The organism is Saccharobesus litoralis (assembly GCF_003063625.1).
GTDB classification, from domain to species: Bacteria; Pseudomonadota; Gammaproteobacteria; order Enterobacterales; family Alteromonadaceae; genus Saccharobesus; species Saccharobesus litoralis.
The window spans coordinates 3,337,280-3,362,929 of sequence record NZ_CP026604.1; the positions used below are offsets into that span (position 1 = coordinate 3,337,280).

Sequence of the window (25,650 nt, forward strand, 5' to 3'; positions counted from 1 at the left end):
CACTTTTCTTTTCTATCAATAAGAGCTAATAACATGATTAAAGTAGACCAAGCATTACCGGATATAAGCCTACAAGTTCGCGACGAGAATGGTACACATACCTATACCAATCAGGATTTATTTATAGGTAAAAAAGTCGTGGTGTTTGCCGTACCCGGTGCATTTACACCAACGTGCTCTGAAGCGCATTTGCCCGGTTATGTAGTACTGGCTGACAAAATTAAAGCCAAAGGGGTAGATGCTATTATTTGTGTATCAGTTAATGATGCCTTTGTTATGCAAGCATGGGGTAAAGCGCAAAATGCAGATGAAATCATTATGGCAGCCGATGGAGATGCCAGTTTTAGTCAGGCATTGGGGTTAGCTAAGGATACCGGTGCTTTTGGCGGTATGCGCTCAGTACGCTATGCCATGATTGTTGACGACAATGTCGTGACGACACTTAATGTGGAACCGCCAAAAACATTTGAGTTAAGTAAAGCAGAAACGATTCTAGCCTTACTTTAAATATACATATTTGACCAACAAAAAAGGAAGCTCACGCTTCCTTTTTTGTTGTTAAATTTTATGGCGTTATATGCTTAAAGGCTGCTCAAACTCTTCTGGCTTTTTATAATCGCCTGTCATGGTTTTCAATCGACCATCTTCAAAATTGAGCACTAGTTCTAAACGCTTTTTACCGCCTTTCCCATAACGAACTTCATAAATGTAATACCAAGTGTCTTTATTAAATGCATCTTGGACAACGGGGCGACCCAATACGTAAATAACTTGCTCGTAAGTCATTTCGACACGTAATTTATCCACATCGTCTTGGTCCAAAAAGTTGCCTTGCAATACGTTAATGCGGTATGCGCAAGCTGAAATAAAAAAAGCAAAAGCGATAATAAGAAAATGTTTTACGTTGCGATTCATAACTTTGTGTTGTTACCTGTAAAAAGACCGCACGGATGATAGCTAACTTGGCGGTTTAACAAAAGCGGAATTTGGAGATTGGACAGATTAATCGTCAAATAGTTCTAGCGACCAATGGCTAAATCTTTGATTGCGCCGTCTAACTCTATATGTGAAATGCCAGTATCCGAAAAATGAAGGACAATTTGCACCGTTTTAGCGTCAAAAAGGTAGGTTTTACCATCTACTCTAAATTCATATTGGCCTTTCACTTTACGATTAGGCACTTTGACTAGGTCAATCTGATGATCACCTAGTTTGTAACTAAACTCTTTAAAATAACCTTGACCAAACTCTTGAACCCAAGCGTAATCTTTATTTTTATTAGCGACATGATGCAGCAAGACGGCAATGGAATATTTTTCAGGTGCTGACGAGGTTGCCATTTTAAAAGGTCCGGCAATAAAATGGGTTTGGCCGTCAATCGCTTTAAACTCAAAATTAAAGTCGACAGTTTTCTTTACACCGGACGGGTACGTAATTGTCGCTTTACCAGGTATAGTGAAAGTAGCCCAAGCGGGTAGGCAAAATAAAAGAGCTAGGCTGGTGATTACTATTTTGATTAATTGAGTCATTCGATACGTCACTGTGATTCCAATTCGCCGCTGCTTAATTTAAGTTTTGTAAGCTTAATACAAAACAACTATACCTTAACGGCAAAATGGATCAATTAAAGAGCGCGGCAATGAGTCTTTATTTATCTTGTTTTACCATACAGATGGTGCTTTTCAGAAAAGGCGAGCTTTTTCTCAAGTTGTTCAATAGCGTTTTGGCAATTGGCTCGTCGTTGTTGTAATTGATTAATTTGCGCAAGGTACTGCTCTTGATAGGGAGCTAGTTGGAATAGCTTGTCGTCGAATTGCCTTAAGTAACTGCGGTATTGCGCAAGCGTAGCGTGCATTTTACCTATGGTGTTATTGGCTGGGTGCGCATTACTTTGATCGGAATGTTGAATGCGTTGCGCTTGAGCGAGTCGCGCTAATACTGATATTTGGTCGAGTAGTTTATCAGCAATTTTTTGCTCATTGTCACTGATAACTCGTGCCTTAAGGTTGACTTGACTTAGGAGGAATTCTGTTTCAGAAAAATAATCTTCTAAGGATTCAGATTGACAAACAAAGCTGCTATGCAGTTGCAACTGACTAATTAAGTTATATTGGTTTTTTTGGTCGCGCAGCTTTTGTTTTATATCTGCTAACTGTTGTTCAAGCATTGTCTAACAGTCACTAAGTAATATGCATAAATATAGCCTGAGTGTAACACGTTGGCGCATAGAGTGAGCGTTTTGCTTGGGCTTTTTATCTGTCTACAGTCCAAATGTCACATTTTTTTTACATTTAACTATACTTGACCTAATAGTCAGTTGTAGTACTGATTGCCGTTTACAAATTAGGTGACGACATGCGCTTAGAAATTACAGCCAGCGATCGCTTAGGAATAGTGCAAGATATATTGGATATCTTGGTTCAACATGGAATTGATTTACGTGGCATCGAAGTTTATCAAGGCTCTATTTACCTTAACTTTCCTGAAATTGATTTCTCCGAATTTCAACATTTAATGCCGGAAATGCGCCGTTTACCTGGCATTGAAGATGTTAAAACAACCAAGTTTATGCCGTTTGAGCGCGAGCATTGCGAATTTGCTACGATATTAAGAGCGATGCCCGATCCAGTTTTCTCGATTGATAGCAAAGGACACGTACAAACCGCTAATGACGCAGCACTGCGTTTGTGTGGTGATAGTTTAACTCAAGTTTACGACGAGCCGATTAGCCATTGGCTAAAAGGTTTTAGTTTTTCGCGCTGGCTCGATCATGAACAAATTGAAACACTCACTAAGCGAGTACAGTTAAACCATCAAGAATTTTTAGCTGATATTTACCCAATTTGGGTGCCAGATGGCGATAATAAACAAGTGTTAGCCGGAGCTGTAATCAGCTTGAAATCAGAGTTACGTTTTGGTGAACAAATTTCCGCATTCCGTCGCCCTGAAAGTGATACTTTTGGCGCGTTTATATCGCATAGCTCAGCAATGCGTAAGTGTATACGCGAGGCGAAAAAGTTGTCAGTTATTGAAGCGCCTATGTTGATTGAAGGAGAAACCGGCGCGGGCAAAGAGTTGTTAGCGAAAGCTTGTCATAAAGCTAGTAAACGGGCTGATAACGACTTTGTTGTTTTGAATTGTGCATCATTACCCGATGAAGTCGCTGAAAGTGAGTTATTTGGTTACGCTGCGCATGCCTATGAACATCATAGCTTAGCTAAAAAAGGTTTATTTGAAATCGCCAATGGCGGCACGGTATTTCTCGATGAAGTCGGGGAAATGTCCAGCGCATTACAAGTTAAATTACTGCGATTGCTGCAAGATGGCTGTTTCCGGCGTATTGGTGATGATCAAGAAGTACAGGTCGATGTGAAAATTCTATGCGCTACGAAAAGAGATTTATCATTACTTGTGCAGGACGGTACGTTTCGTGAAGACCTGTTTTATCGTTTAAATGTTCTCAGCGTGAAAATACCACCTTTACGCGAACGCAAAGCCGACATTATTTCGCTCGCTGAGCTTTATATCCGCAAGGTAAGTCAGCAATCTGGACGTGCAGCACCACGCATGAGTAAAGCTTGCCAAGATTATTTACTGCAATACCCTTGGCCTGGTAACGTCCGTCAACTAGAAAATACAATTTATCGAGCAGTGTCGTTATTAGACGGTGATGAAATGGCCAGAGAGCATGTTGAGTTGCCCGCTTATGCTAGTGACTTAGGTTATGTTGAGAGTGAAGTGCAAGGTACATTGGAAGAGTCAATTAAACGTTTTGAAAGTAGTTTATTAAAACGCTTATACCCTTCTTATCCCAGTACGCGCCAGTTGGCGAAAAAACTCGGGTTAAGTCATACCGCGATCGCCAATAAATTGCGTGAGTATGGAATCAATAAAAAAACTATGAAGACTTATTGATCTTTAAACTGTCGAATTTCGCAATATAGTTTGGGTAAAATTTTTTTTAAGGTAAAACCCGCGCGGTAACGCTTCAATCGGTTGGCCATGGTGACCAACCGCCGCAGTGCGTATGCTGGCATTGGCTGCTTTAGGGCGAATTTGCATTACTTCACCATGCTTGGCTGTAATTTGTTCTATTTGACCTAGAGCTATCATTTCCATTAATTCTTCCCAGTCTGCTTGTAAGGCTTGCTCCTCTTGAGCTGATGGACTCCAAAGTAGAGGATACCCAATAATGCGCTCGGCAACTGGAATTGTCCTTTCTGCAAGAATCGGGATCCACAGTACGCGGCTTAGTTTTTTCTTAACTACACTGTCTTGCCAAGTTAGGCCGGCCACATTGGTTAACGGTGCTACACACACGTAGGTTGTTTCGAGGGGCGAACCTTGGCGACTAATAGGTAAGGTTTTAAGCTCAATATTAAGATGTTCAAAATCGGGTACGGGCTTGGAACCGGCATAAGCACCGAGTAAGCATTCTAATAATTGTCCAGCCCAGCCTTTCTCTTTTTGCAAGTTGCAAGGCACAGACACGCCCGCCATATCGGCCAATTGAGCTAAATTGAGTCCTGCTAAATTAACCGCTCTGTCGAGTAATTCTTGTTCGCTTTGCGGTTCGTTGACTATTGGTTGCATGTGGTTGCAGGTGTATCACTTAAAGTTAGTTGATATAAAATAACGTCAATCGTGACAGTTAAGCTTTCAAGTTGTTGGACATTTTCTAACCCCTGCTTGGGGGCACGATATAAATGCGGTGTCATGGCTAGCAATTGTTGTAGTTCAGCTTGCTTAAGTGTCAGTTCAAATCGAATATTTTGTTGGTCATTGAGTGTAAACCCACAATCGAATGCCGGCTGTAAATCGATTGCCGAGTAAGCTTTAACACTAGGATACAAGTGTTGGCGTAATTCAATTTGGTGATGTTCGCCGACTTCCAGTAGCAGTAATTGACCATTATTTTTGAGTTTATTTGCAAACTCTTGATAAACAGGAAAACCAAAGGCGCAAAAAATGGTATCAAAATAATGTTCAGGGAAGGGTAATTGCTTATTACTGGCGACAAGCCAAGTCGCAGTTTTATTACTTTTTGCCGCCGCTTGAATCGCAAACTTTGAAATATCAAGCCCACAAGCTTGAAGATTGATATTTTGCTGTTGAGCTTGTGTCAGTAACTGATTGAGATAATATCCTTCACCGCAACCAGCATCTAAAATGTTTGAATGATTCAAGTGCTTAGCCAAGATCGTTTGATTAAGTGTTTGGCTAATGGCTTGATAGTAGCCGTTATTTAAAAAGGTGCGCCGTGCATTAACCATTTCTTTGTTATCCCCAGGTGCTTTTGAGCGTTTATGCTGCACAGGTAACAGGTTAAAGTAACCTTGTTTCGCGCGATCAAAACTATGGCCTTGCTCACATTTTAAGCAGTGCTCTTGAGGGAATAAGGGCAATTTATCGATTGGACAGATTAAATCTGGCATTGGGCTTAGCATTTTGTCTATTTTTTCCGTAACGGCCTTGAAATTCTGCTTAAAATAACCATTATACCTGTACAAAACTAAAAACGTTATTTGAATACGTACAATTGTTAGTACTAGATATAGCTCTTCGATTCAGGTTTTATGTCTTGTTTGTTTAAGTTTTAATCTGATAGCTTTAGCTCAGCTAATGTTAGCGGTTATTAAAATTTAACTAACTTTGCCAAAACTTGTCTGTTTAGACTGTAAATAGCGCTACTTCAGATAACTAATAACACTCAAGTGTAAGGAATAAACAACATGTTTAAAAAACTCGTACCTATTAACGCTGAAGCGCATAAGAATGCCAAAATCCAGCCGGTTAATTCTTTTGATTTTGCGCGCAGTTTTCACATTGCCAGTGTTAACGTAAATGAGTTTCCTCGTGCCGCCGCTAGTTTCCCAATTGTTTTCGTAAAATCACCAAACGGTGAAGAATATCGCCCAATTGCTTTATTCGGTACTAACGAAGGTCAAAACAGCTTTATTGATGAAGATGGTAAATGGGATGCGCCTTATATTCCGGCTATTCTTCGTCGTTACCCATTTGGTGTTGCACAAGTTAATGATAAAGATGATGAAACGTCATTTGCAATTTGTGTTGATGAAGAAAGTGATGCCTACAACGAAACTGAAGGCCAAGCTTTATTTAATGAAGATGGCAGTGCCACTGAGTTTTTAGAAAAGGTTCGTGATTTCTTAACTGAGTTACAAAAGCAAGAAGTTATGACCAGCCGCTTCTGTGAGCTTTTAACTAAGCACGAATTACTGATTGAGCAAACATTAGAATTAACCTCTGCTGATGGTTCAAAGAAACGCTTGACGGGTTTTTACTTAATTGATGAGAAGAAGTTCCGTGAATTACCGGATCAAACTTTCTTAGAATTCCGCCACAAAGGTGTATTAGACGCTATCTATAGCCAATTATCTTCATTGGCTCAAGTACCACGTTTAGCTCGCCAATCTTTCGCAAAAGCAGCAAGCGAAGAAACAGAAGCTTAATTTGACTGCTACTTTTAAAAACCGAGGCTTAGTGTCTCGGTTTTTTTTAGTTTAGTTGAGCAAGTTCTTGTTGGTTATTGGACTTGCCGCTCGTTAAATTAGAGCGACAAAAAAGGAGAGCCTAGGCTCTCCTTTTTAATTTGCAATTTGTAGCAATTAGGCTGTTTCTGTATGTTTGGTATACAGTGTGTGGATTAGCTTATCTTCGTATTCGAAGCGCTCTTCCATTTGTTGGCCTAGTGTCGACAAATCTTCGTCAAAAGGTTCATAGTCGTCATCGCCGTTTGCTTCAGCGTACTTGTCGTTAAATGACACGGCGATCTCGGTTGAAGCGGCTATTTTCGGTGTTAGGCTGCGAGCGAGTTCAACACTTTCGCCACCATGGACTTCACATTTGGAAACGATTTGATCGTAAATCTCAAAGTGACCGGCAGACAGGTAATCCATCATCACTTGGCAAAAGGCTTGTACTTCAGTTTGGTTGGGTAAAGCGGCAGCGTTTTTTTCAAAAGGCGGTAGACCCGCTAGTTGGCAATAACGCACTAACCATTCTTGACGCTCCTCTAACCAGCTGTCGATAACTTTGCTGGCTCCTCCATACTGAGCTTGTGTGCTCTCTAAACGGCTTAACATATTTCTTACTCGTTATTGTTTTTTGGTCTGCGCTCAATCTAAAAAAAAAACGGGGCAAAGGTCAACTAATTATTGCGAAAATATGCTAAGAATATGTTAATGATAGCTAATTCATATAGATGCGAATTTTTTAGGAACAATAATGCTTAAAAAGCCCTTGCGTAATGAGCGCCTTTCTGAGCCAGTTTTTTGGGTGATTGTTGATGGTAGCAACGTATTTCAAACTTTATCTGGCGACTTGCCGTTTTTTTGCATTGATAAAGGTCAAATTGCTAAGCACGCGCTGCACCTTGGGGAATTAAAGGGACAAGCGGTATATAGTATTGATCGGTTTAGAGTGACTGAACTGCCGTTAGAGCAAGGTGAATGGATAAATTTGAAGCTGTTAATTCAATCACTTGACAGTGCTACGTTTGAACTTGTATCTAAAGCTGTGACTTTCAGTCATTTTTATCAAACGCATCGTTTTTGTGGGCGCTGTGGCTCACGAATGCGCACTATTCATTGGGAAGTGGCAAAACATTGTGATAAGTGCCGACATCGGTGTTACCCGCGGCTCAGTCCTTGTGTTATTGTATCTATTCGGCATCAGGAACAAATATTGCTTGTGCAGAGCAAGCAAACAAAGCGCGAAAACAATAAAATGTATTCAGCTATAGCAGGGTTTATTGAACCTGGCGAGACGGCAGAGCAGGCAGTAGAAAGAGAAGTATTGGAAGAGGTTGGTTTAAAAATTAATAATATTCGCTATATTAAAAGCCAATCATGGCCCTTTCCACATAATTTAATGCTAGGCTTTACCGCAGACTTTGCAAGTGGTGATATTGTTTTAGACAATAATGAGCTAATAGATGCGGCTTGGTTTAGTTTAGATCAATTACCCGAGTTGCCAGGCGAGTATGCTATAGCAAGTCAATTGATTGCCGAGACGATAAAACAGTGTAAAGCGCCGCTTTAAAAACAAAAAAGCCTTACAAATGTAAGGCCGAATATTTAGTGCGATGGTCTCATGTTAATGAGCTTCTAGTTTTTATTTCTAGCGCAGGCACTTTATAACAAATTGTATGAATTTAAGTCAATTAAAATTTTAAATAAAAGTTAACAGCACGTTAATGTAGAGTGAAAGAGTAATAAACATGGCAGAATTAAAAAACAGACGTTATTTGGACGCGTTGTTAAGAAAACCAGTTGACCGTACCCCAGTATGGATGATGCGCCAAGCGGGACGCTATCTTCCTGAATATCGTGCCACACGCGCCCAAGCTGGTGATTTTATGGCGTTGTGTAAAAACACTGAGCTTGCCACAGAAGTTACTATGCAACCCTTGCGTCGTTACCCTTTAGATGCAGCTATTTTATTCTCAGATATTCTTACTATCCCAGATGCAATGGGACTCGGTTTGTACTTTGAAACGGGTGAAGGGCCTAAGTTCAAAAATCCGGTTCGCGATTTAATGGATGTGTCAGCACTTAAAGTGCCCGATCCGAATAAAGATTTAAAATATGTGATGGACGCAGTTTCTTCAATTCGCCGAGAATTGAAGGGAGAGGTGCCTTTAATCGGCTTTTCCGGTAGTCCTTGGACATTGGCTACTTATATGGTTGAGGGAGGCAGCAGTAAGACATTTAGTAAAATTAAGCGCATGGCTTACGAAGAGCCAGAAGCATTACATTTACTGCTAACTAAACTTGCTGAGTCTGTGACTGAATACTTAAATGCGCAAATTGATGCCGGAGCGCAAGCCGTACAAATTTTTGATACTTGGGGTGGGGTGTTAACTCATCATGATTACCGCGAGTACTCGTTAGATTATATGGCAAAAATTGTTGATGGATTAAACCGCAATAATAATGGTGAAAAAGTGCCTGTTGTATTATTTACCAAAAATGGCGGTCTTTGGTTGGAAGATATTGCGGCGACGGGCTGTGATGGTGTTGGCTTGGATTGGACGATTAATATCGGTGATGCGCGCAAACGTGTTGGTGATAAAGTCGCCTTGCAAGGTAATATGGATCCGGCTGTATTGTATGCTTCGCCTGATCGAATTCGCCAAGAGGTTTCTATGATTTTAGATAGCTATGGTGAAGGCACTGGTCATGTCTTTAATCTTGGCCATGGTATCACTCCAGAGGTTAACCCTGACAATGCCGGTGCGTTTATTAATGCGGTGGTTGAGTTGTCGAAAACCTATCACAAATAACTTACCTACGCACCTTGCCTGACACACCAGTAAAGGTGCGCTAGCCGTGCTTATTGTTTACACGGATGAAGATGTAAGCACTTTGGTTTCGTCAATAACAGGAAACCCGCCTTAAAGTCATAAAGATCGTTTGCGAGTATAGTCAAAGCGATCAGGTTTTAGGGGAAGCCGTCAGGCTTCGAGACCCCATGAGCATATGCTCTATTATGTGATTGGGGCTGCCTAAATGGATTTAGGTAGTAGGACGACGCAGGAGCCAAAGTCGAGAGTAAGCGCTGACAATGAACCATAAGACCTGAGCGAGAAGACTATATTTGCTTGCAAACTTTTCTGTCCAAAAGAGTATCAAAAGTAGGGTCTTGGAGTTTTGTCTCTAAGAATACTCTGACTGTATATCACTATCCTTTTTAGAGTATTTCACTCGAATTTAGCACTAGGCAAAAGTAGCCGAATATGGTTTTGTAATGCTGGCAGTAACTCTTGTGAAAACCATGGATTTTTTGAAAGCCATATATTATTTCGCGGTGATGGGTGAGGCAGCGGCCAAATGGCAGGCATCTGCTGTTGATGAGTTTGCCAGCCCTTAGCATTTTCAGTGACGTTGATAGAGCGCTGTAGATAGGCTGATTGGGCGTGTTGGCCCAGTAAAACCATGGCTTGAATATGAGGTAAGTAGGCAATGAGTTGTTGATGCCATGTGGCATAGCAGCGCTTATCTGGTGCTTTATCTCCGTTTTTGGTTTTGCCTGGATAACAAAACCCCATGGGTAAAATTGCAACTTGTTCACTGTAAAATTGTTGTTCTGTCAGCCCTAGCCAAGATCGTAATCGTTCGCCGCTTTTGTCTGCGAAGGGCTTATCCATATTGTGTGCCTGTCGTCCAGGTGCATGGCCAATGATTAGTAATTTTGCTTGAGTTGATAACTGTATTATAGGCTTGGGCGCTAAAGGTAAGCTTGATTGGCAAATTTGACATTGTGCAACTTGTTTGAGTAGTTGTTCAAAGCGTGAATTGTCTTGTACATCGCTTGGTTGCTCAATCGTGGTGGTCATTTTTTCAGGTTAATTGAATTTATAAAAAAGGGAAAGCTTAGCTTTCCCTTCGTTAAACTTAACTTACCAATTTAAGTATAGTCAAAGCGATCAGGTTTTAGGGGCGGCTTCTAGTTCCAGACGAAACCTAAGTACTTACATCCATGTAAGCAAAGCCGTCAAGCTTCGAGACCCCATGAGCATATGCTCTATTATGTGATTGGGGCGAGCGAGTAAGCGCTGACAATGAACCATAAGACCTGAGTGAGAATACTATACTAAATTAAACGGTTTAAACCATTTAAAGCGGCCACCCGATACGCTTCAGCCATGGTTGGGTAGTTAAACGTTGTATTCACAAAGTATTCGATATTATTGCCACCGTTCTTTTGCTGCATAATAGCTTGGCCGATATGGACAATTTCAGAAGCATTTTGCCCAAAGCAGTGAATACCTAAAATCTCTTTTGTTTCTGTATGGAATAATAATTTCAAGCCACCGACTTCAGATTGAGCAATTTGAGCTCGAGCTAGGTGTTTAAACTGGGCTTTACCGACTTCGTAAGGTACTTTAGCTGCGGTTAGTTGTTCTTCGGTTTTGCCGACTGAACTAATTTCAGGAATAGTGTAGATACCGGTAGGAATATCTTCAATTAACGCAGAGTCAGCATCACCATTTAAGATTGCATTAGCTGTGATGCGCCCTTGGTCAAATGCGGCACTGGCCAAGCTTGGATAACCAATGACATCACCAACCGCATAGACATTTTCAATTTTAGTTTGGTAGTTGGAATTAACACTTACTTGTCCGCGCCGATCCGCTTTTAAGCCAATAGACTCAAGGTTGAGTTTATCTGTATTACCTGTACGACCATTAGCCCATAAAATACAGTCAGCTTTTATCTTTTTACCTGATTGCGTGTGTAAGATCACGCAGTCATCTTGAGCTTCTACTGATTTAAATTCTTCACCGTGGCGAATAGTGGTTTTACCGCTATTGAGGTGGTAACTCAGAGCATCGGAAAATTCATTATCTAAGAATTCCAATAGGCGGCCACGGGTATTGATTAAATCAACTTTAACACCTAAACCTTTAAAGATAGAGGCATATTCACAACCAATAACCCCAGCGCCGTAAATAATAATAGAGCGAGGTGAGTGGTTAAGCGACAAAATCTTATCACTGTCATACACACGCGGGTGAGAAAAGTCGACTTCAGGTGGATGATAAGGACGAGAACCCGTTGCAATAACAATGGTTTGCGCAGTGATTGTTTCGACTGCCCCGTCTTCACCGGCAATCGCCACAGTATGTTGGTCAATAAATGAACCTTCACCATGGATCAACGTGACATTGTTACGGTTGTAAAATGTTGTGCGTAAATTGATTTGCTTGCGAATAACACCACTGGCATGTTTAAGAATGTCAGGAAATGTAGGTTGTAACGTTTGCGCCGCTTGGCTAAATAAAGGTGTATTTTTAAATTCGATAAAACGCAAAACCGAGTAACGCAGCGCTTTCGATGGAATAGTTCCCCAGTGAGTACAACCGCCGCCGACGGAGCTATGCCGTTCGATAATGGCGACTTTTTTGTCTTGTTTAGCTAAGTTCATTGCGGCACCTTCACCGCCAGGGCCGGTACCGATAATAATGGTATCGTAATCGTAGCTTTCTGTGGCCTTTTCTTGTTTAGGCTCTTTCTTTGCTTTGGGTTCTGTCACGTGTGTGTACCTATTCTTGGTAGTCAAATATTCAGTGAAATCGAAAGGGATCTCACGTTGAGCTGTGTGGCTGATCTATTTCCTCGATCAGTCTTATTACACTGCAATTTAATGGTTTTTAATGACTAATGCATGTTTTCAGATGAATATTAGTAGAATTCTGAGCATTCATTAAAAATATATAGTCAAAGCGTTCAGCTTTTTGGGGCGTGTAAGCACTGACAATGAACCATAAAGCCTGAGCGAGAAGACTATAGCAATCAAACAGTTAGAACAATTAATACACAATACTATAGGGCAACACGTGATAAATGCCAATGCTTAGATGATATTCGAGCTAGAAGAGGGGAAAATAAGGCGTATTGATGTAATACGCCTGAATAAAAAACTTAACTATAGGCCAAAGCTAGATTATTAAACGTTTTCTTTTGAATAAGAAAGCGTTGTTTCAAGTCGTGCATTTCAGCTTGTAAATCTTTGATCTGGTTAAACAATTCACTGTGTTCAACCGTTCGGGTTATTTTTTTGCGCTTTATATCTAAATAGCGTTTACGCGTTTTATAAAAGGCGTTCATGCGCTTAGTGAGAAGATCGTATTCGGCTTCTACTTTAGCTAACATCTCTGCTTTATGAGGCAGCTTAATTAATTTAGCGCGGATTTTTTCCATTTTGTATTTGGCTTTGGCGGCTTCTATACGTTCTTCGGGCGCTTCGCGTAGTCCCCAAGTTAATCCGCATAAACTCGCGGTTTTAATAAACCATTTACTCGGATCAAAGTCATACCAGCGAATACCATTGCGGTAATCATACTCAAACGTATGATGGAAATTGTGATAGCCCTCACCATAAGTCAAAAACGCCAATACAGGATTATCTCGCGCTGTATGTTCTTCAGAGAACGTTTGCTTGCCCCAAATATGGGCTAAGGAGTTAATAAAAAAGGTAAAGTGATGGCTAAGCACCAATCTTAAAACGCCAGCAGACAATAACATGCCGTAAATATCATCGTTCAACCATCCTAGTAGAATGGGAATACCAAAATTTAAACTTAAGGTTAACCATAAATAGTTTTTGTGTTGCCACATGACAATTTTGTCTTTTTGCAAGTCTTTGCAGTTAGCATAATTACGATAAGATTGGCCTTGATACTCTCGCAACATCCAACCGATATGGGAAAACCAAAATCCTCGTTTGGCTGAATAAGGGTCTTTGTCATTGTTGTCGACAAATCTGTGATGGTTTCTGTGATCCGATGCCCAATGCAAAATACTGTTTTGCAAGGCAAAAGCGCCACCCAAGGCTAATACAAATTTAATGATAGGATGAGCTTGATAGGTTTTATGGGCCCAAAGTCTGTGATAGCCGACAGTAATAGACATGCCGCAATAACCTAAACACAGAATGGTGGCGATAATTTCTACACTATCAAATCCTTGAGTCAGTGCATGGTATGGAACTAAAAATAAAGCAATTAAACCCGTAATTGAAAAAATTAAGACGTTTAACCACAAAATGGGGGCTTGTTGTTGAGACATGTGCGAGTGAAACTAGTTAACTAAGCTTACAAGTGTACGCTAAAAATGAAAAATCGTCGACTTAGCAACCCAGTTTAGTACAAAAAAATAATTCACGTTAATTGCTTGCGCTTATGTTAGACTTTTTTGCCTATCCACAAGAGGTTGTCTATGTCAGGAATTCGCGCTCAGCAAAAGGCTAAAACGCGTCAAGCTATTATTCAAGCCGCTTTTAGCCAATTGACGGCTGAAAGAAGTTTCTCGAACTTGAGTTTACGAGAAGTTGCGCGTGAAGCCGGCATTGCTCCGACGTCTTTTTATCGTCACTTTGAAGATTTAAATGATTTAGGTCTTACCTTGGTTGACGAAGCCGGTCTTTTATTGCGTCAACTGATGCGTCAAGCACGTAAACGCATTGAAGATGGTGGCTCTGTTATTCAAACCTCGATTGATACCTTTATGGAATTTCTTGATACTAACGAAAATGAGTTTCGTATTTTATTACAGGAAAAATCGGGTACCACTTCATCTTTTCGAACTGCTGTTGCGCGTGAGATCCAACATTTCATCGCCGAACTTAGTGAATATATTGAAGACAAAACTCTGTGTAATCATGAGTTTGCTTATTTACAAGCTGAGTCCATGGTTAAATTGGTTTTTGCTGGGGGCGCAGAGGCGATTGACATGAAAAATAAAAAGCGCGAGGAATTAGCCAAGCGCCTTGTTATTCAATTACGTGTTATTGCTAAAGGTGCTGCTGCGTATGCTAAGCAGGCACGCTCTGTCTTAACTGTTTAGGCTTTTCGCTGTAACCAAACGCCTGATTCAATGTGATGGGTGTAGGGAAATTGATCAAATAGCGCGAATTGCTTAACTGTATGGGTTTGGCTAATCGCTTGTAAGTTATCTTTCAATGTTTCCGGATTACATGAAATATAAATAATGTTGTCAAATTTTTGCACTAACTCGACAGTTTTGTTATCTAATCCAGCCCGAGGCGGATCCACTAAGATAGTGCTAAAATTATAGTTTGCCAGATCAATGTCTTTAAGTGACTTAACACTTTTATTTTCGAAATAAGCCGCTGAAAAATCTTCGGCTGACGCTTGACCAATAGTGACATTATTTATGCCGTTAGCTTGGATATTAACATTAGCGGCTTTTACCGATGTACGGGCTATTTCAGTCGCTACAACATGATCAAAACAATCCGCTAGCGCTAAACTAAAGTTTCCATTGCCACAATAAAGTTCTAATAAATCGCCACAAAGCTGCTGACTAATTTGTCGACTCCAATTAAGCATATCAGTGTTGATCGCACCATTAGGTTGCGTAAAGGTATTTTCTATTTGCTTGTAGCTTAGGGTTTTATCACCGATTGCGAGTTTTTCAGTGACATAGTCTTGGTCTACCAACACTTTTTGTTTGCGGGCTCGGCCAATTAAATTAATTTTGTAGTCTTGCGTAAGACGCTGCTTTAACGCTTTGGCTTCAACTAACCACGTATCATCCAACGGTTTGTGGTAAATCAAGCTGACTAAGGCTTCACCAGATAAGGTCGTTAAAAAATCGACTTGATATAAACGACGGCGTAACACTTCATTCGGTAAAATTTCTTCACGAATACGTGTCATTAACGATTGAATTAAGGCCGATCCTGGAATGTAATGATCGACACGAAATTTTTCTTTATTGGCCGGATCAAACATGATGTAGTAACTATCATCGTCTTGATGCCACATACGAAATTCAGCACGTAAGCGGTATTGTTCAATTGGCGATGGAAACACTTCGGCTTTGGGTAGGTGTAAACCATCGAATAATAGCTCTGTAGTTTTGACTTTTTCGGTTAATAAGGTTGCGTATTGATTGGTATCAATTTGGTCGACCCGCATGATTTCTACCCTAGGCTAGTGGAAAAGAGCCGCGTATTTTATATTGGTTAAGGCTGGTGTCTAGGTAATTCGCATGATAGCGCGGGTTTATATTGGTTTTGCGCGGCGATTTAAATAAGATAAAACGCCTTTTAGCCTAAATATTATGCAAAAATGGTCGATAATTAATATGAAGCATTAATTTAACCTTTGGGGTAGTTATGAATATCGGAACCGTAAACGATGTTGCAAAGCAGCAACAGGTTCCGCAGGGTGTCGAAAAGAACGCGGAACATAAGGACAATGCACCTACTAAACAAGTAGAAACTCAGGCTGTTGAAACTCATTTGAGCCAAGTGTCTATCAAGCAGCGCAGTATTAAAATTCTGTCGCAATCTATGTTTAGTCATATGCAAAAAATGGATGAGTTGCGTGCACAGTCCCTACCAAAAGCCCAAGACGAAATATCTCATTTGCGTGATCTTAAAGATATTGACATGCAAAAAGAGATTAAAGAAGCCAAACCTTTATTCGACTTTGAAGAGGTGGCTAAAAACGTACTGAACTTTGTTGGTGGTGCTTTAACAGGTGCCGCTCGTGGCGGAGCTCAATCTGAGCAACTTATGGAAATGTTAGGTCAAGCTCGAACTGGGGTAGCGCGAGGTATTGAAGATGCGCGTAAAATCCTTGGCGGTGCCATTATGCCCGGAGACGAGATAGACCAAGGTATTGATAAAGCGGATGGCTTGATTAACTTTGGTTTTGACCGATTTGAAGAGGAAATTTTAAATCCGCAACGCGAGTTACCGGTTTTTTCTTATGAATCAGCGGCGCTTGAACAACGAGTCGCCGTTGAAACTGAGCACAGTGGCGAGTTTGAAATTAAAACAAAAGATGGCGACACGGTTAGTATTAGTTTTGCCAGCTTAAAAGCATTTGAAGAGCAATATCGTCAGTCGCAAGAACAGGTAAGTGATGAAGACGGCAACTATTTTTATCGCCAAGGTGAAGAGCGTAATCGAGCTTCATTTGCACTAAATGAGTTTGCGTTTAACGTTGAAGGCGATTTGGACGAAGGCGAATTAAAAGCCATTGGTGATTTAATGCAAAATGTATCTAAATTAGCTGATGAGTTTTTTGACGGTGATGTTGAAGCCGCTTATCAACAGGCAATGGACTTAGGTTTTGATGATGGTGAAATTGCAAGCTATGCATTAGATTTAACCGCTCGCCAAACTATTGCAGTGCAGCAGGCTTATCAGCAGGTTGCTTCTTATGCCGAGCGAAAAGATGATGAAAAAATGGCGATGCCAGAGTCAGTTAAAAATCCATTGAAGGAATACGCGGCTAATCTATTAGATATGATCACCCGTGCGGATGAGGGTTTGGAGTCTGAAGAAGATTTACAGACCACCATTAAACAGGTTTTAGGGCAGCAATATCAGTACAGTAGTAGTGAATTATTTGCCGCGCTGGAACGGTTTAATCATTTTAATCAGATGCTGTTAGATGGGCGCAAAGTCGAAGAGGTTGTGCAAGAGGAAACACCGCAATCGAATAAGCCTTTGGTGAGCACATCAGATGATGCTTAGATGATTCACTTTTTGCCCAATAAAGCCGAGTTTACCGCTCGGCTTTTTGTTTTATACTGATTTTATTCTCGGCCTTATATAGAAAAGTTCATTAACGTTTTTAGGTCAATGAGTTGGTATTTTTCACCTAAGCTTAGGAATATACCCTCGTCATTCTCGCGCATGCGGAGAGCCAGTGACTTTTGTTGGATAAACATAGTCTGGTTTAAGCAAAAGTCACTCGGTTCTTGTCTATATTCGTGTATGCACCAAAAGTAGGGGCTTGTAAGCCAAGTCGCGAGTAAGTGCAGACAATGAACCTAAAAACTTGAGCGAGAAGACTATAAATGGAAAACAGCTTAGACTGGCAAATTAAAACCTATTCGCAATTAACTAAAGATGAGCTTTATCAAATTTTACACTTACGTCAGCGAGTGTTTATGTTGGAGCAGGCTAGCTTATACCTAGATTTGGATAATAAGGATCAACAATCCGTTCATCTGTTTGCTTGTGAGCATGCAAAGCATGGCGTTGTGGCTTACTTAAGGTTAGTGATCCCAACAATAGAGCATAAAGAACAACCAGTATATTTTGCTCGGTTTGCATTAGAAGAAAAGTATCGTAGCCAAGGGATAGGTAAAACACTGTTTGAAAAGGGGCTAAAATATGCTGCGGAGCAATGGCCAAATCAGTCACTTGCTTTAAGTGCCCAATTAGGATTACAAAACTATTATTCCAAGTATGGTTTTGTTGTGGTATCAACACCTTATGATGATGGCGGTGTTATGCATATTGATATGGTCAAACCAGCCAAGGTTGACGGTCATGCTTAATCCCTTGTCGCTCATATAACATGCGAATAAGCTTAAGGTTATGCAGGAAGCAGGCAAGTTACGTTATCCCAAATGTTTTTTTCGTTTTCTAATCAATTTGGGAATGCTATTTGGGAGCACTATTTAAACGAATTAGCAAATCGACGATTTCAGCTTTTGCGGCTGAAGTTAAGGTTTCGTCATTCATGGTCATTTCGAGCATACTTTGATACTCATCCAATTCGTTAGTCGCTAAATGATTTGAGCGTGAGTCGTCAATTAGCCCCATGCTTTTTAATTCATCTTGTAATGTCATGATATATCTCCTACCACTACCCTAGATAACTGCGATTGCCGACCTTGGCTTTTCAAAACTAAGTATACGTATAGTTTCAGGTTTGAGTTCACAGTTGCAATACTTATGTGATTAAAATGTGAACAAGTACTCATTTGTCGACCGGATGAGCATATGATTATTTTGGTTTGCACGGTGCAATATTCGAATACAAAAAAGCCCCTGAACGGGGCTTTTAAGAAAACGTGGTGGACTGTTGGCTTAAATTGCCCAGCTAATATTATTTGATAGTTGGTGGCTGAATGATTGTATATTTTCATTCTTTTCACCAATGACTATCATATCGGCTTCTTTAAAGCGGTGAGCAGTGCCACTAAACCTATCATCGGAAAAGTCATGCCAGCCACTTAGCTCATTGCTTTTGGGAAGAACAAAAACAGTTACTTGTCCGTGTTCACCTTGCATAACAAGATGTAGTGATTTCAAGCCATTTAAGTTGCAGTAATTGGCATACGAAACATGTGAAATTGCATTGTTTAGCTTGCCACCAAAGCTAGCGAGCTTAGCGTTGAGTTGCTCAAGAGAGACATTCTCGTCTACCGCAGATGAATAACTCAATTCGTGGTGCAAATGTTCTAATGCATATAATCCAACTTCGCTGGTATTAACAGGTTGATAAATCCAAGCGCTCACGCCAAGTGCCGCCGCAAAAGCGACAGAAGCCGCAATCGATAAAGACCAGCGCTGTTTGTGCCTTTCTTGTTGCTTATAAGACTCGATAGATTGCTTAAGAATTAAACGTTGCTCTAACCCGTCCGGTACTGATACATGCATAGCCTTGCTGATTTTGTCGTCCAAATTTAGCATGTCTTGCTGCAGTTGTTGCTTTGCCGGATCGGCATCTATCGATTGTTGTAAATCTTCATCAATCGCTTTGGGGTCGGCAATGACTTGACGACGAAACTCTAAATCATCCATTATCCTAACCTCACTTTTGCTGGTTGATTATCTAATGCTTCTTTCAATTTGTTTCTAGCTCTGAATAAGCGAGTCATCACGGTATTTTTGTTTAAGCCAAGGATCTCTGCTATTTCTTCACCACTGCAGCCTTGCACGACTTGCAATACTAGCGGTTCACGATATTCAGGCTCTAATGCAGCAATTTGGCGTTGTAACCAATAGCTTTCTGTATTGTCTTCATTGGACGCACTGGCATTGTCAACAATACTATGTTCTTCGTACTCACCCATATCAAATTGCTTGCGTTCAAAGCGCCGCGCATTTTCGCGCCGTAGTATGGTAATTAGCCATGACTTTGCTGCTTTTTCATCTTGCAAGCTATCTAACGATTTCCATGCGCGTAGAAATGTTTCTTGTACTACATCTTCGGCAACAGCGGCATCGTTAGTTAACCAATACGCATAGCGGTATAAGTCTTTATGGTAAGCACCAACTAAGGCTTCATATCGTGTTTGCTTTGAGCTCATAGGTTCAGAACTGGCCTTTAGGTTAATTACACCGAACTGACGTTTTAATGAAAACATGGCTAAGCCTTAAGTCTTTGTTAGTTGCACGTCAGCTCACTTAAATTAGAAGACCTGACATAAATTAGAAATATTTCAAAAAAATAATGCGATTAGTCGTGTTTGACTAAATCGTAAAATAATTACCTTGCTAGCGTTCATTTATTTTGATGATATATATTGATAAATTTAGGGCATTGTTATTGCAAATGGTTATTGAAATAAAACAATTTTGACGCCAGCATTGTATAGCTAGACGCCGATTAACGGTAAATAGAACGATATCTTAGTGAATGATTGTGACGAAATGAAATGACAAACAGGCAAGACAATCCCTACTATTCTTGGCTGTCTGGAGCTTTATTTTTGCAGTTGGCTTGTTTTTCTAACCAATAAACCGTGTTTCCTGCCATAACCACAGTGCCTGAGACGACCAGCTCTGCCGACGTTATGCCTGCCACGGCTAATAGTTTTATGGCACAAGCTTGGCCTACGCATTCGCCAAGTTGCTCTATTTTTTCAATATCTTTTTTGAGTTCATATTTTTTTGACGTGACGCCGCAATCTTCATCATAGTAGTGAACCTTTTCGGGGTAGATTACGCAAGCACTGAGCAGGCTTGTGAGTATGGCAATTAGCGTGGATTGCAGTATCTTCATTGATCTTATTCCATTATTTGTTATGTAGGCGCTGTTGTTGAACATACAGTGTGGCGCAATATAAGGTTTTTATCGAGTCCGAGTTGATTGAATTCGGACTCGCTTCTCATTTTTGCTTCATTCCTTCCACTTAAGCTTTGTTACAGAGCACCGACAAACACAGGGGTGATTAAAGATTGTTGATGCTGACTATTGCTTAACAAGCCTGTTGTTGGGTTTCTAATTAACACGCTAAGGCTATTACTGTTTTGATTGGCAACAACAATAAAATGACCATCTGGGCTGATCGTGAAATCACGCGGCTCTTCCCCTCCAGTTGAGATATTTTGAATGCGTCGCAAATAGCCATTTTTTCTAATGCTAAAAACCGCAAGGGTATTGGCTCCGCGATTGGAGGCATATAGATATTGTCCATCGCTAGATATTTTTATCGCCGCCGCTTTACTAAATTTAGTAAAATTCGCGTTTAATGTACTGCGTTTTTGTAAGTAACTTAGTTTTCCTGTTTCGGGCTGACGCTGTAAAACAGTGACCGAATTTGATAATTCGTTTAGTACATAAACCTGATGGGTTTGGGGATGAAAAGTCATGTGTCTAGGACCATCGCCCGGCGACGCTTTATACGCTATTCCTTTATCGATAAATTCTCCTTGCGCTAATTGGTAGTGGTAAATGGCATCGCCACCTAAGTCGGCGCTGTATATATCTTTGCCATCAGGTGACCAAGCTATCCAGTGTAAATGCGAGCTTTTTTGTCTTGCACTTGGGCCTTTGCCTTGATGTTTAATGGTTTTTAACAACTTGGGTTTATTGGTAGAAATGTCAAAAAATTGCACATCGCCAGATACGTAATTAGCTGTCGCTAGATATTTTTCGTTAGGACTTAAACTGATGTAGCAGGGTGCGAACGCAATTTTTTGCAAGCTGTATGTTTTGACAAAACTCAAGTCCTGCGGTTGTTTTTGATATTGGGTTATACCGCCATCTTTTGTTTCGACTACCGCGAATAGGCGGTTTTTGTTTTTATTCCAAGCTAGGTATGACGGGTTGATTGCGGCTGCCACGTTAGTCGGAGTCGATAATTCGCCTGTGGTGGCATTTAATTTAATTGACCATATGCCTTCATTCAGATTTTTATTATAAGTCCCCACTAAAAACTCGTGATAGACAGTAGGGGCAATCTTTACTGGTTGGCGGGTAGGCGACTGGCACGCGACAAGTAGCGAGCCGAGAACAACGAAAATAGAAACGCGAATAAAACAGTGTAAATAGGATTTAGCTTGATAGGTTAATCGGGCTAATTGTGTTCGTGCTGGAGTTTGTGTGTGTGCTTGTGTAATCATGGCTGGCACTTTTCCCTAATGTTATTTTTGTGTGTTATTGCAAGATAGCATAAAACCGAGACTTGTTGTTGAGAGTTCATTTGTCGTTAATAGCTCAAAATATTGAAACTTGAAATTCACTATTTTGGTATTAGGCATAAAAATTATTGCCAAAAAATATCATCTCACTATGCTTGAACCTCTTTTTTTCAAATCATTAATTTTTTATGTGTCGCTTTTTTACTTATTCAGGCCCCGCCATATTAATGCAAGACTTGTTGGTTGATGCCTGCAACTCATTGGTTCAACAAAGTAAAAGTGCTAAGAAAACCCATTTACCCGTCAATGGTGATGGATTTGGTTTAGGTTGGTATCCATTGCATAATGATCCTGAGCCCGGCACATTTGTTAGCGTTGAACCTGCATGGCGTAATAAAAATTTACGCCAATTAGCGAGTAAAATTAAAGCTAAACATTTTTTTGCTCATGTGCGAGATGCATCCGGCGGCTTAGCGGTTAATTTGCAAAATTGCCATCCATTTCAGTACAAGAATTTACTTTGGATGCACAATGGTTGGTTAGATGGTTTTGAATTGATAAAACGCAAGTTGATTGCCGAATTAGATGACCCCGCCTATCAGCTTATCGAAGGCTCGACGGATTCTGAGCACGCTTTTGCCTTGTTTATGCAGCAAGTTAAAATGGCAAGCAATATTAGCCGCTCCACAATGGTTGAAGCATTATTGGCTACAATGCAACGTATTATGCAATTGCGTAAACAAGCCAATATCAACAATAATGCTTTTATGAATTTTGCCGTGACTAATGGTGTGGACACCATTGCCACGCGCTTTTCGTCAGACGAGCAAGTTCAACCGTCGTCATTATTTTATGCGCAAGGAAAATTGGTTCGTTGCCGAGCAGGTGAGTTATGCTTAATTCAACCAGAATCGCCTGAAGAAAACAGCATTATCATCGCGTCTGAGCCTTTGACTAAAGATCGGCCAAGTTGGATTAAAGTCGAGCGCAACCATATGGTGATAGCTCGCGGCAATGAATCGGTAGAAATGTTGCCAATCCCTTTGCCTTTTCAAAAGAGTTTGTGACGATTAAGTGACAGGAGAGTCATCTTCATGAAAATTGCAGCAACAACAGTTGAAGAATACATTGCCCAAGTGCCGCCAGAACGCCAAGCAGCCTTTCAGCAATTAAGGCAAGTGATATTAAGCAATATACCGCATGGCTTTGTAGAACAAATAAATTATGGCATGCTGGGCTATGTTGTGCCTCATACACTGTATCCTGCCGGATATCATTGTGATCCCAAACTACCGTTGCCGTTTACCAATATAGCCAATCAAAAAAACTTTATTGGCTTTTATCACATGGGACTGTATGCCAAACCCGAGTTGCATGCTTGGTTTGTCGAGCAGTATGCAAAATATTCTGATGTAAAGTTGGATATGGGAAAAAGCTGCGTTCGTTTTAAAAAAGTTGAAAAAATTCCATTTACTCTGATTGCTGACTTAATGCAAAAAATGACAGTGGATGAATGGATCCAATTATACGAAAACCGCAATAAAGGTTAATGAAAACAAGGAACTATAATGGCTGGAACTAGCTTACTCACTTTACTGGATAAAATAGCTGTAGCATTGGACGATGTTGCAGTGATGACCAAAGTCGCGGCCAAGAAAACGGCAGGCGTTTTGGGGGACGATTTAGCACTCAATGCTCAGCAAGTGCAGGGAGTGAAAGCAGAGCGGGAGCTACCCGTTGTTTGGGCTGTTTTTAAAGGTTCGGCAATCAATAAAGTGATTTTAGTGCCAGCGGCCTTGCTAATTAGTGCGTTTATCCCTTGGCTAATTATGCCACTTTTGATGTTAGGTGGTTTGTATTTATGCTTTGAAGGCGTAGAAAAAGTGGCGCATTCATTATTCACCAGCAAAGCAGATAAAGAGGCTGAACATAGCAAAGATTTAGCCGCTCTTTGCGATCATTCAGTCGATATGGCGCAATACGAAAAAGATAAGATTAAAGGCGCCATTAAAACCGATTTTATTTTGTCTGCTGAAATTATTGTTATCGCTTTAGGAACAGTATCGGACAAAGGTATTGTCGACCAAGCTAGCGTGGTTACGGCAATTGCCACCTTAATGACAATTGGGGTTTATGGGTTAGTGGCGCTTATTGTTAAATTGGATGATATGGGCGTACATCTAGTTAATCAACAAACAGGCTTAGTCAATTTTAAACACCTTGTTGGTAAAGCTTTGTTGGCATTTGCCCCGAAATTGATGAAATTCTTAGCAGTAGTCGGCACCGCAGCAATGTTTTTAGTGGGTGGCGGCATTATTGTTCATGGTTTGGATTTTTTGCATCACATATTACACGATATGAGTCAGGCTCTTGCCGCAATACCTTACCTTATTTGGTTTGTTGAGCCGCTATTTAATGCGTTAGTGGGTATAGTTGGTGGGGCGATTGTCCTAGCTATTGTTAAGTTTGGCACAAGGTTTTTTACTAAGTAGAGACGCCTTTCATAATTAATATAGTCAAAGTGATCAGGTTTTAGGGGAAGCCGTCAAGCTTCGAATCCCCATGAGCATATGCTCTATTATGTGATTGGGGTGAGTAAGCGCTGACAATGAACCATAAAGCCTGAGCGAGAAGACTATAAAAGGAGCTTATATACTTAAGTTCCAAGCGCAGGTATAATCATAGGAAAATTGCCCCAAAGCTTTTACACAGGGCTTTTTACTCATGTATGAAGACGCTTTTGGCTTGAATAAATAATGTCGGGCGGCTAATTATTAATTTCTGTAATAAACGAATTAACGCTAGCATTAACCCCTTGAGTCACGTCGCGGGTCATCATATTTAGCCTATTCATTTCACTGGCAACCACTTTAAAGCCTGCGCCCATTTCACCTGCGCGTGCTGCTTCTACCGATGCATTAAACGATAATATTTTGATCGATAAATTAATTTTTTCGACTTCTTCTAGCTTCTCTTCAATGTCTGCCGCGAGTTCTTTAATTTTATGTAGTTTATGCGCGGCGATTTTGCTGAGTCTATCTTCAAAAAATGCCACTATTTGATTGAGTGCCAGTAATAAGGTTGAAGAGACAAATTTTAAAAAGTCGAGCAATTGATGCTTGTTGATAGCTTTTTTATAACGAACGGCTGTGCTTAGTTGATGAAGTTGGGTAACAAAGCTTTTGATAATATTGTCTATCGACTGATCTTGAATTTGCGTACTGTCTTTGAATTTCAAGTAGGCATTATTCATCGATTCGTCTTGGGCAACCGTGTCGGCCACTAATTTATAATCTTGTTCAAACTTTCTAACGGTAATGGTTAATTCATCTGCAAACCAATCGTCGGTTGGTAAGTCTTGATTGATAATAGTGATAAACATAGCGGCGCGGTGCGATAGCATTCTTAATCGTCCGCTATGATTAATGAGTAAGCTGATATCGCTTTCTTTTAACATTGGTATTTTGGCTCCGCTTTATTCCCCAATTTGGCTTAATCAAACTAAGCAATATTTACACCATGCTGTTAATGCTTGATAACTTACTATAGTCAAAGCGATCAGGTTTTAGGGGCAGGTTTCTGGTTCCAGACGAAACCTAAGTACCTACATCCATGTAGGCAAAGCCGTCAAGCTTCGAGTCCCCATGAGCATATGCTCTACTATGTGATTGGGGCGAGTAAGCGCTGACAATGAACCATAAGACCTGAGCGAGAAGACTATATTACGCAATTATCGTGGGCGAGCTACTTTCTACATCGACACCGCATTTTAAGATACATAGTTAACATATTCGCTTGCAGGTCATGCTTTTCTGTTTGTGATTCAAGCGAATAAAGAACAAGTCAAGCGGATGGTTTTTTGCTGTGTTTTGGTGCAGCTTGTCGTTTGCGGGTAAAATAGTGCAGCATTTTAAGATACATAGTTAACATATTCGCTTGCAGGTCATGCTTTTCTGTTTGTGATTCAAGCGAATAAAGAAC

At 40.5% G+C, this 25,650-nt stretch carries 27 protein-coding genes; 11 read left to right on the forward strand and 16 right to left on the reverse strand.

The annotated features are described in order from the left end of the window. The first annotated feature begins 33 nt into the window (after positions 1-33). Positions 34-507 carry a peroxiredoxin gene (locus tag C2869_RS11995; protein WP_108603158.1) on the forward strand — a complete coding sequence of 158 codons (474 nt, stop codon included), beginning with the start codon at positions 34-36 and terminating at the stop codon, positions 505-507. 66 nt (positions 508-573) lie between these two features. Here C2869_RS11995 and C2869_RS12000 read toward each other — a convergent pair whose 3' ends face one another. The 3 genes from C2869_RS12000 to priC form a co-directional block, all read right to left on the reverse strand. Further along, entirely contained in the window at positions 574-915 is a 342-nt protein-coding gene (locus C2869_RS12000) for an outer membrane protein assembly factor BamE (protein WP_108603159.1), read from the reverse strand. Between the two features lie 104 nt (positions 916-1,019). Further along, complete coding sequence (locus C2869_RS12005) at positions 1,020-1,529, reverse strand: hypothetical protein (RefSeq protein WP_108603160.1); 510 nt, start codon at positions 1,527-1,529, stop codon at positions 1,020-1,022. Between the two features lie 122 nt (positions 1,530-1,651). Continuing rightward, entirely contained in the window at positions 1,652-2,167 is a 516-nt protein-coding gene (gene priC / locus C2869_RS12010) for a primosomal replication protein PriC (protein ID WP_108603161.1), read from the reverse strand. Positions 2,168-2,355: 188 nt separating this feature from the next. Between priC and tyrR the strand changes: the two genes are divergently transcribed. After that, positions 2,356-3,915, forward strand: coding sequence for a transcriptional regulator TyrR (tyrR, locus tag C2869_RS12015; protein ID WP_108603162.1), 1,560 nt, complete (start codon positions 2,356-2,358; stop codon positions 3,913-3,915). 3 nt (positions 3,916-3,918) lie between these two features. Here the strand turns inward: tyrR and mutH are convergent, their stop codons facing one another. Both mutH and C2869_RS12025 read right to left on the reverse strand, forming a co-directional pair. Further along, the gene (gene mutH, locus C2869_RS12020) at positions 3,919-4,593 is read right to left on the reverse strand and encodes a DNA mismatch repair endonuclease MutH (protein ID WP_108603163.1); all 675 of its coding nucleotides are present in this window, start codon (positions 4,591-4,593) and stop codon (positions 3,919-3,921) included. Then, positions 4,581-5,435 (reverse strand): putative RNA methyltransferase, encoded by an 855-nt coding sequence (locus C2869_RS12025; RefSeq protein WP_228710658.1) that lies wholly within the window; start codon positions 5,433-5,435, stop codon positions 4,581-4,583. Before C2869_RS12025 ends, mutH begins: the two co-directional genes overlap by 13 nt. A gap of 297 nt (positions 5,436-5,732) precedes the next feature. Here C2869_RS12025 and C2869_RS12030 point away from each other — a divergent pair, with 297 nt between their 5' ends. Further along, on the forward strand, positions 5,733-6,473 hold the full coding sequence (locus C2869_RS12030; protein WP_108603165.1) for a SapC family protein: 741 nt from the start codon (positions 5,733-5,735) through the stop codon (positions 6,471-6,473). A gap of 156 nt (positions 6,474-6,629) precedes the next feature. Here the strand turns inward: C2869_RS12030 and rsd are convergent, their stop codons facing one another. Continuing rightward, positions 6,630-7,106, reverse strand: a complete 477-nt coding sequence (rsd, locus tag C2869_RS12035) for a sigma D regulator (RefSeq protein WP_108603166.1) — start codon at positions 7,104-7,106, stop codon at positions 6,630-6,632. 142 nt (positions 7,107-7,248) lie between these two features. Between rsd and nudC the strand changes: the two genes are divergently transcribed. Further along, positions 7,249-8,064: an NAD(+) diphosphatase gene (gene nudC / locus C2869_RS12040; RefSeq protein WP_108603167.1), complete on the forward strand. Its 816-nt coding sequence runs from the start codon at positions 7,249-7,251 to the stop codon at positions 8,062-8,064. 178 nt (positions 8,065-8,242) lie between these two features. Continuing rightward, a complete protein-coding gene (hemE, locus tag C2869_RS12045; RefSeq protein WP_108603168.1) occupies positions 8,243-9,307 on the forward strand; it encodes a uroporphyrinogen decarboxylase in 1,065 nt (354 codons plus the stop codon). A gap of 417 nt (positions 9,308-9,724) precedes the next feature. On the opposite strand, the gene C2869_RS12050 is transcribed toward hemE, so the two are convergent. The 3 genes from C2869_RS12050 to C2869_RS12060 all read right to left on the reverse strand — a co-directional run bounded on the left by C2869_RS12050 (position 9,725) and on the right by C2869_RS12060 (position 13,595). After that, the gene (locus C2869_RS12050; protein ID WP_108603169.1) at positions 9,725-10,360 is read right to left on the reverse strand and encodes a uracil-DNA glycosylase family protein; all 636 of its coding nucleotides are present in this window, start codon (positions 10,358-10,360) and stop codon (positions 9,725-9,727) included. Positions 10,361-10,617: 257 nt separating this feature from the next. After that, positions 10,618-12,060 (reverse strand): Si-specific NAD(P)(+) transhydrogenase, encoded by a 1,443-nt coding sequence (sthA, locus tag C2869_RS12055; protein ID WP_108603170.1) that lies wholly within the window; start codon positions 12,058-12,060, stop codon positions 10,618-10,620. 389 nt (positions 12,061-12,449) lie between these two features. Continuing rightward, positions 12,450-13,595 (reverse strand): acyl-CoA desaturase, encoded by a 1,146-nt coding sequence (locus tag C2869_RS12060; protein ID WP_108603171.1) that lies wholly within the window; start codon positions 13,593-13,595, stop codon positions 12,450-12,452. 150 nt (positions 13,596-13,745) lie between these two features. On the opposite strand from C2869_RS12060, the gene fabR reads away from it, so the two are divergent. Next, positions 13,746-14,372, forward strand: a complete 627-nt coding sequence (gene fabR, locus C2869_RS12065; RefSeq protein ID WP_108603172.1) for an HTH-type transcriptional repressor FabR — start codon at positions 13,746-13,748, stop codon at positions 14,370-14,372. On the opposite strand, the gene trmA is transcribed toward fabR, so the two are convergent. After that, the gene (gene trmA / locus C2869_RS12070; protein ID WP_108603173.1) at positions 14,369-15,469 is read right to left on the reverse strand and encodes a tRNA (uridine(54)-C5)-methyltransferase TrmA; all 1,101 of its coding nucleotides are present in this window, start codon (positions 15,467-15,469) and stop codon (positions 14,369-14,371) included. The genes fabR and trmA overlap by 4 nt on opposite strands. 200 nt (positions 15,470-15,669) lie before the next feature. Between trmA and C2869_RS12075 the strand changes: the two genes are divergently transcribed. Beyond that, positions 15,670-17,040, forward strand: coding sequence for a DUF5610 domain-containing protein (locus C2869_RS12075; RefSeq protein WP_108603174.1), 1,371 nt, complete (start codon positions 15,670-15,672; stop codon positions 17,038-17,040). 326 nt (positions 17,041-17,366) lie between these two features. Further along, positions 17,367-17,852 (forward strand): GNAT family N-acetyltransferase, encoded by a 486-nt coding sequence (locus C2869_RS12080; protein WP_108603175.1) that lies wholly within the window; start codon positions 17,367-17,369, stop codon positions 17,850-17,852. 106 nt (positions 17,853-17,958) lie between these two features. Here the strand turns inward: C2869_RS12080 and C2869_RS12085 are convergent, their stop codons facing one another. From C2869_RS12085 to C2869_RS12105, 5 genes are all read right to left on the reverse strand, one after another. Next, positions 17,959-18,147: a hypothetical protein gene (locus tag C2869_RS12085; RefSeq protein WP_108603176.1), complete on the reverse strand. Its 189-nt coding sequence runs from the start codon at positions 18,145-18,147 to the stop codon at positions 17,959-17,961. Between the two features lie 240 nt (positions 18,148-18,387). Continuing rightward, the gene (locus C2869_RS12090) at positions 18,388-19,104 is read right to left on the reverse strand and encodes a DUF3379 family protein (RefSeq protein WP_108603177.1); all 717 of its coding nucleotides are present in this window, start codon (positions 19,102-19,104) and stop codon (positions 18,388-18,390) included. Next, positions 19,104-19,613, reverse strand: a complete 510-nt coding sequence (locus C2869_RS12095) for a sigma-70 family RNA polymerase sigma factor (protein ID WP_108605046.1) — start codon at positions 19,611-19,613, stop codon at positions 19,104-19,106. The genes C2869_RS12090 and C2869_RS12095 overlap by 1 nt, the downstream gene beginning before the upstream one ends. Positions 19,614-19,987: 374 nt before the next feature. After that, positions 19,988-20,308 carry a hypothetical protein gene (locus tag C2869_RS12100; RefSeq protein WP_108603178.1) on the reverse strand — a complete coding sequence of 107 codons (321 nt, stop codon included), beginning with the start codon at positions 20,306-20,308 and terminating at the stop codon, positions 19,988-19,990. A 140-nt stretch (positions 20,309-20,448) separates the two neighbouring features. Then, positions 20,449-21,651, reverse strand: coding sequence for a lactonase family protein (locus C2869_RS12105; RefSeq protein ID WP_108603179.1), 1,203 nt, complete (start codon positions 21,649-21,651; stop codon positions 20,449-20,451). Between the two features lie 206 nt (positions 21,652-21,857). On the opposite strand from C2869_RS12105, the gene C2869_RS12110 reads away from it, so the two are divergent. The 3 genes from C2869_RS12110 to C2869_RS12120 are packed head-to-tail and all read left to right on the forward strand — an operon-like array spanning position 21,858 to position 24,161. Continuing rightward, positions 21,858-22,736 carry a class II glutamine amidotransferase gene (locus C2869_RS12110; RefSeq protein WP_108603180.1) on the forward strand — a complete coding sequence of 293 codons (879 nt, stop codon included), beginning with the start codon at positions 21,858-21,860 and terminating at the stop codon, positions 22,734-22,736. Between the two features lie 27 nt (positions 22,737-22,763). Then, on the forward strand, positions 22,764-23,219 hold the full coding sequence (locus C2869_RS12115) for a DUF1801 domain-containing protein (RefSeq protein WP_108603181.1): 456 nt from the start codon (positions 22,764-22,766) through the stop codon (positions 23,217-23,219). An 18-nt stretch (positions 23,220-23,237) separates the two neighbouring features. Further along, the gene (locus tag C2869_RS12120; protein ID WP_108603182.1) at positions 23,238-24,161 is read left to right on the forward strand and encodes a DUF808 domain-containing protein; all 924 of its coding nucleotides are present in this window, start codon (positions 23,238-23,240) and stop codon (positions 24,159-24,161) included. A gap of 275 nt (positions 24,162-24,436) precedes the next feature. Here C2869_RS12120 and C2869_RS12125 read toward each other — a convergent pair whose 3' ends face one another. Then, the gene (locus C2869_RS12125; RefSeq protein WP_108603183.1) at positions 24,437-25,126 is read right to left on the reverse strand and encodes a methyl-accepting chemotaxis protein; all 690 of its coding nucleotides are present in this window, start codon (positions 25,124-25,126) and stop codon (positions 24,437-24,439) included. Positions 25,127-25,650: the final 524 nt, after the last annotated feature.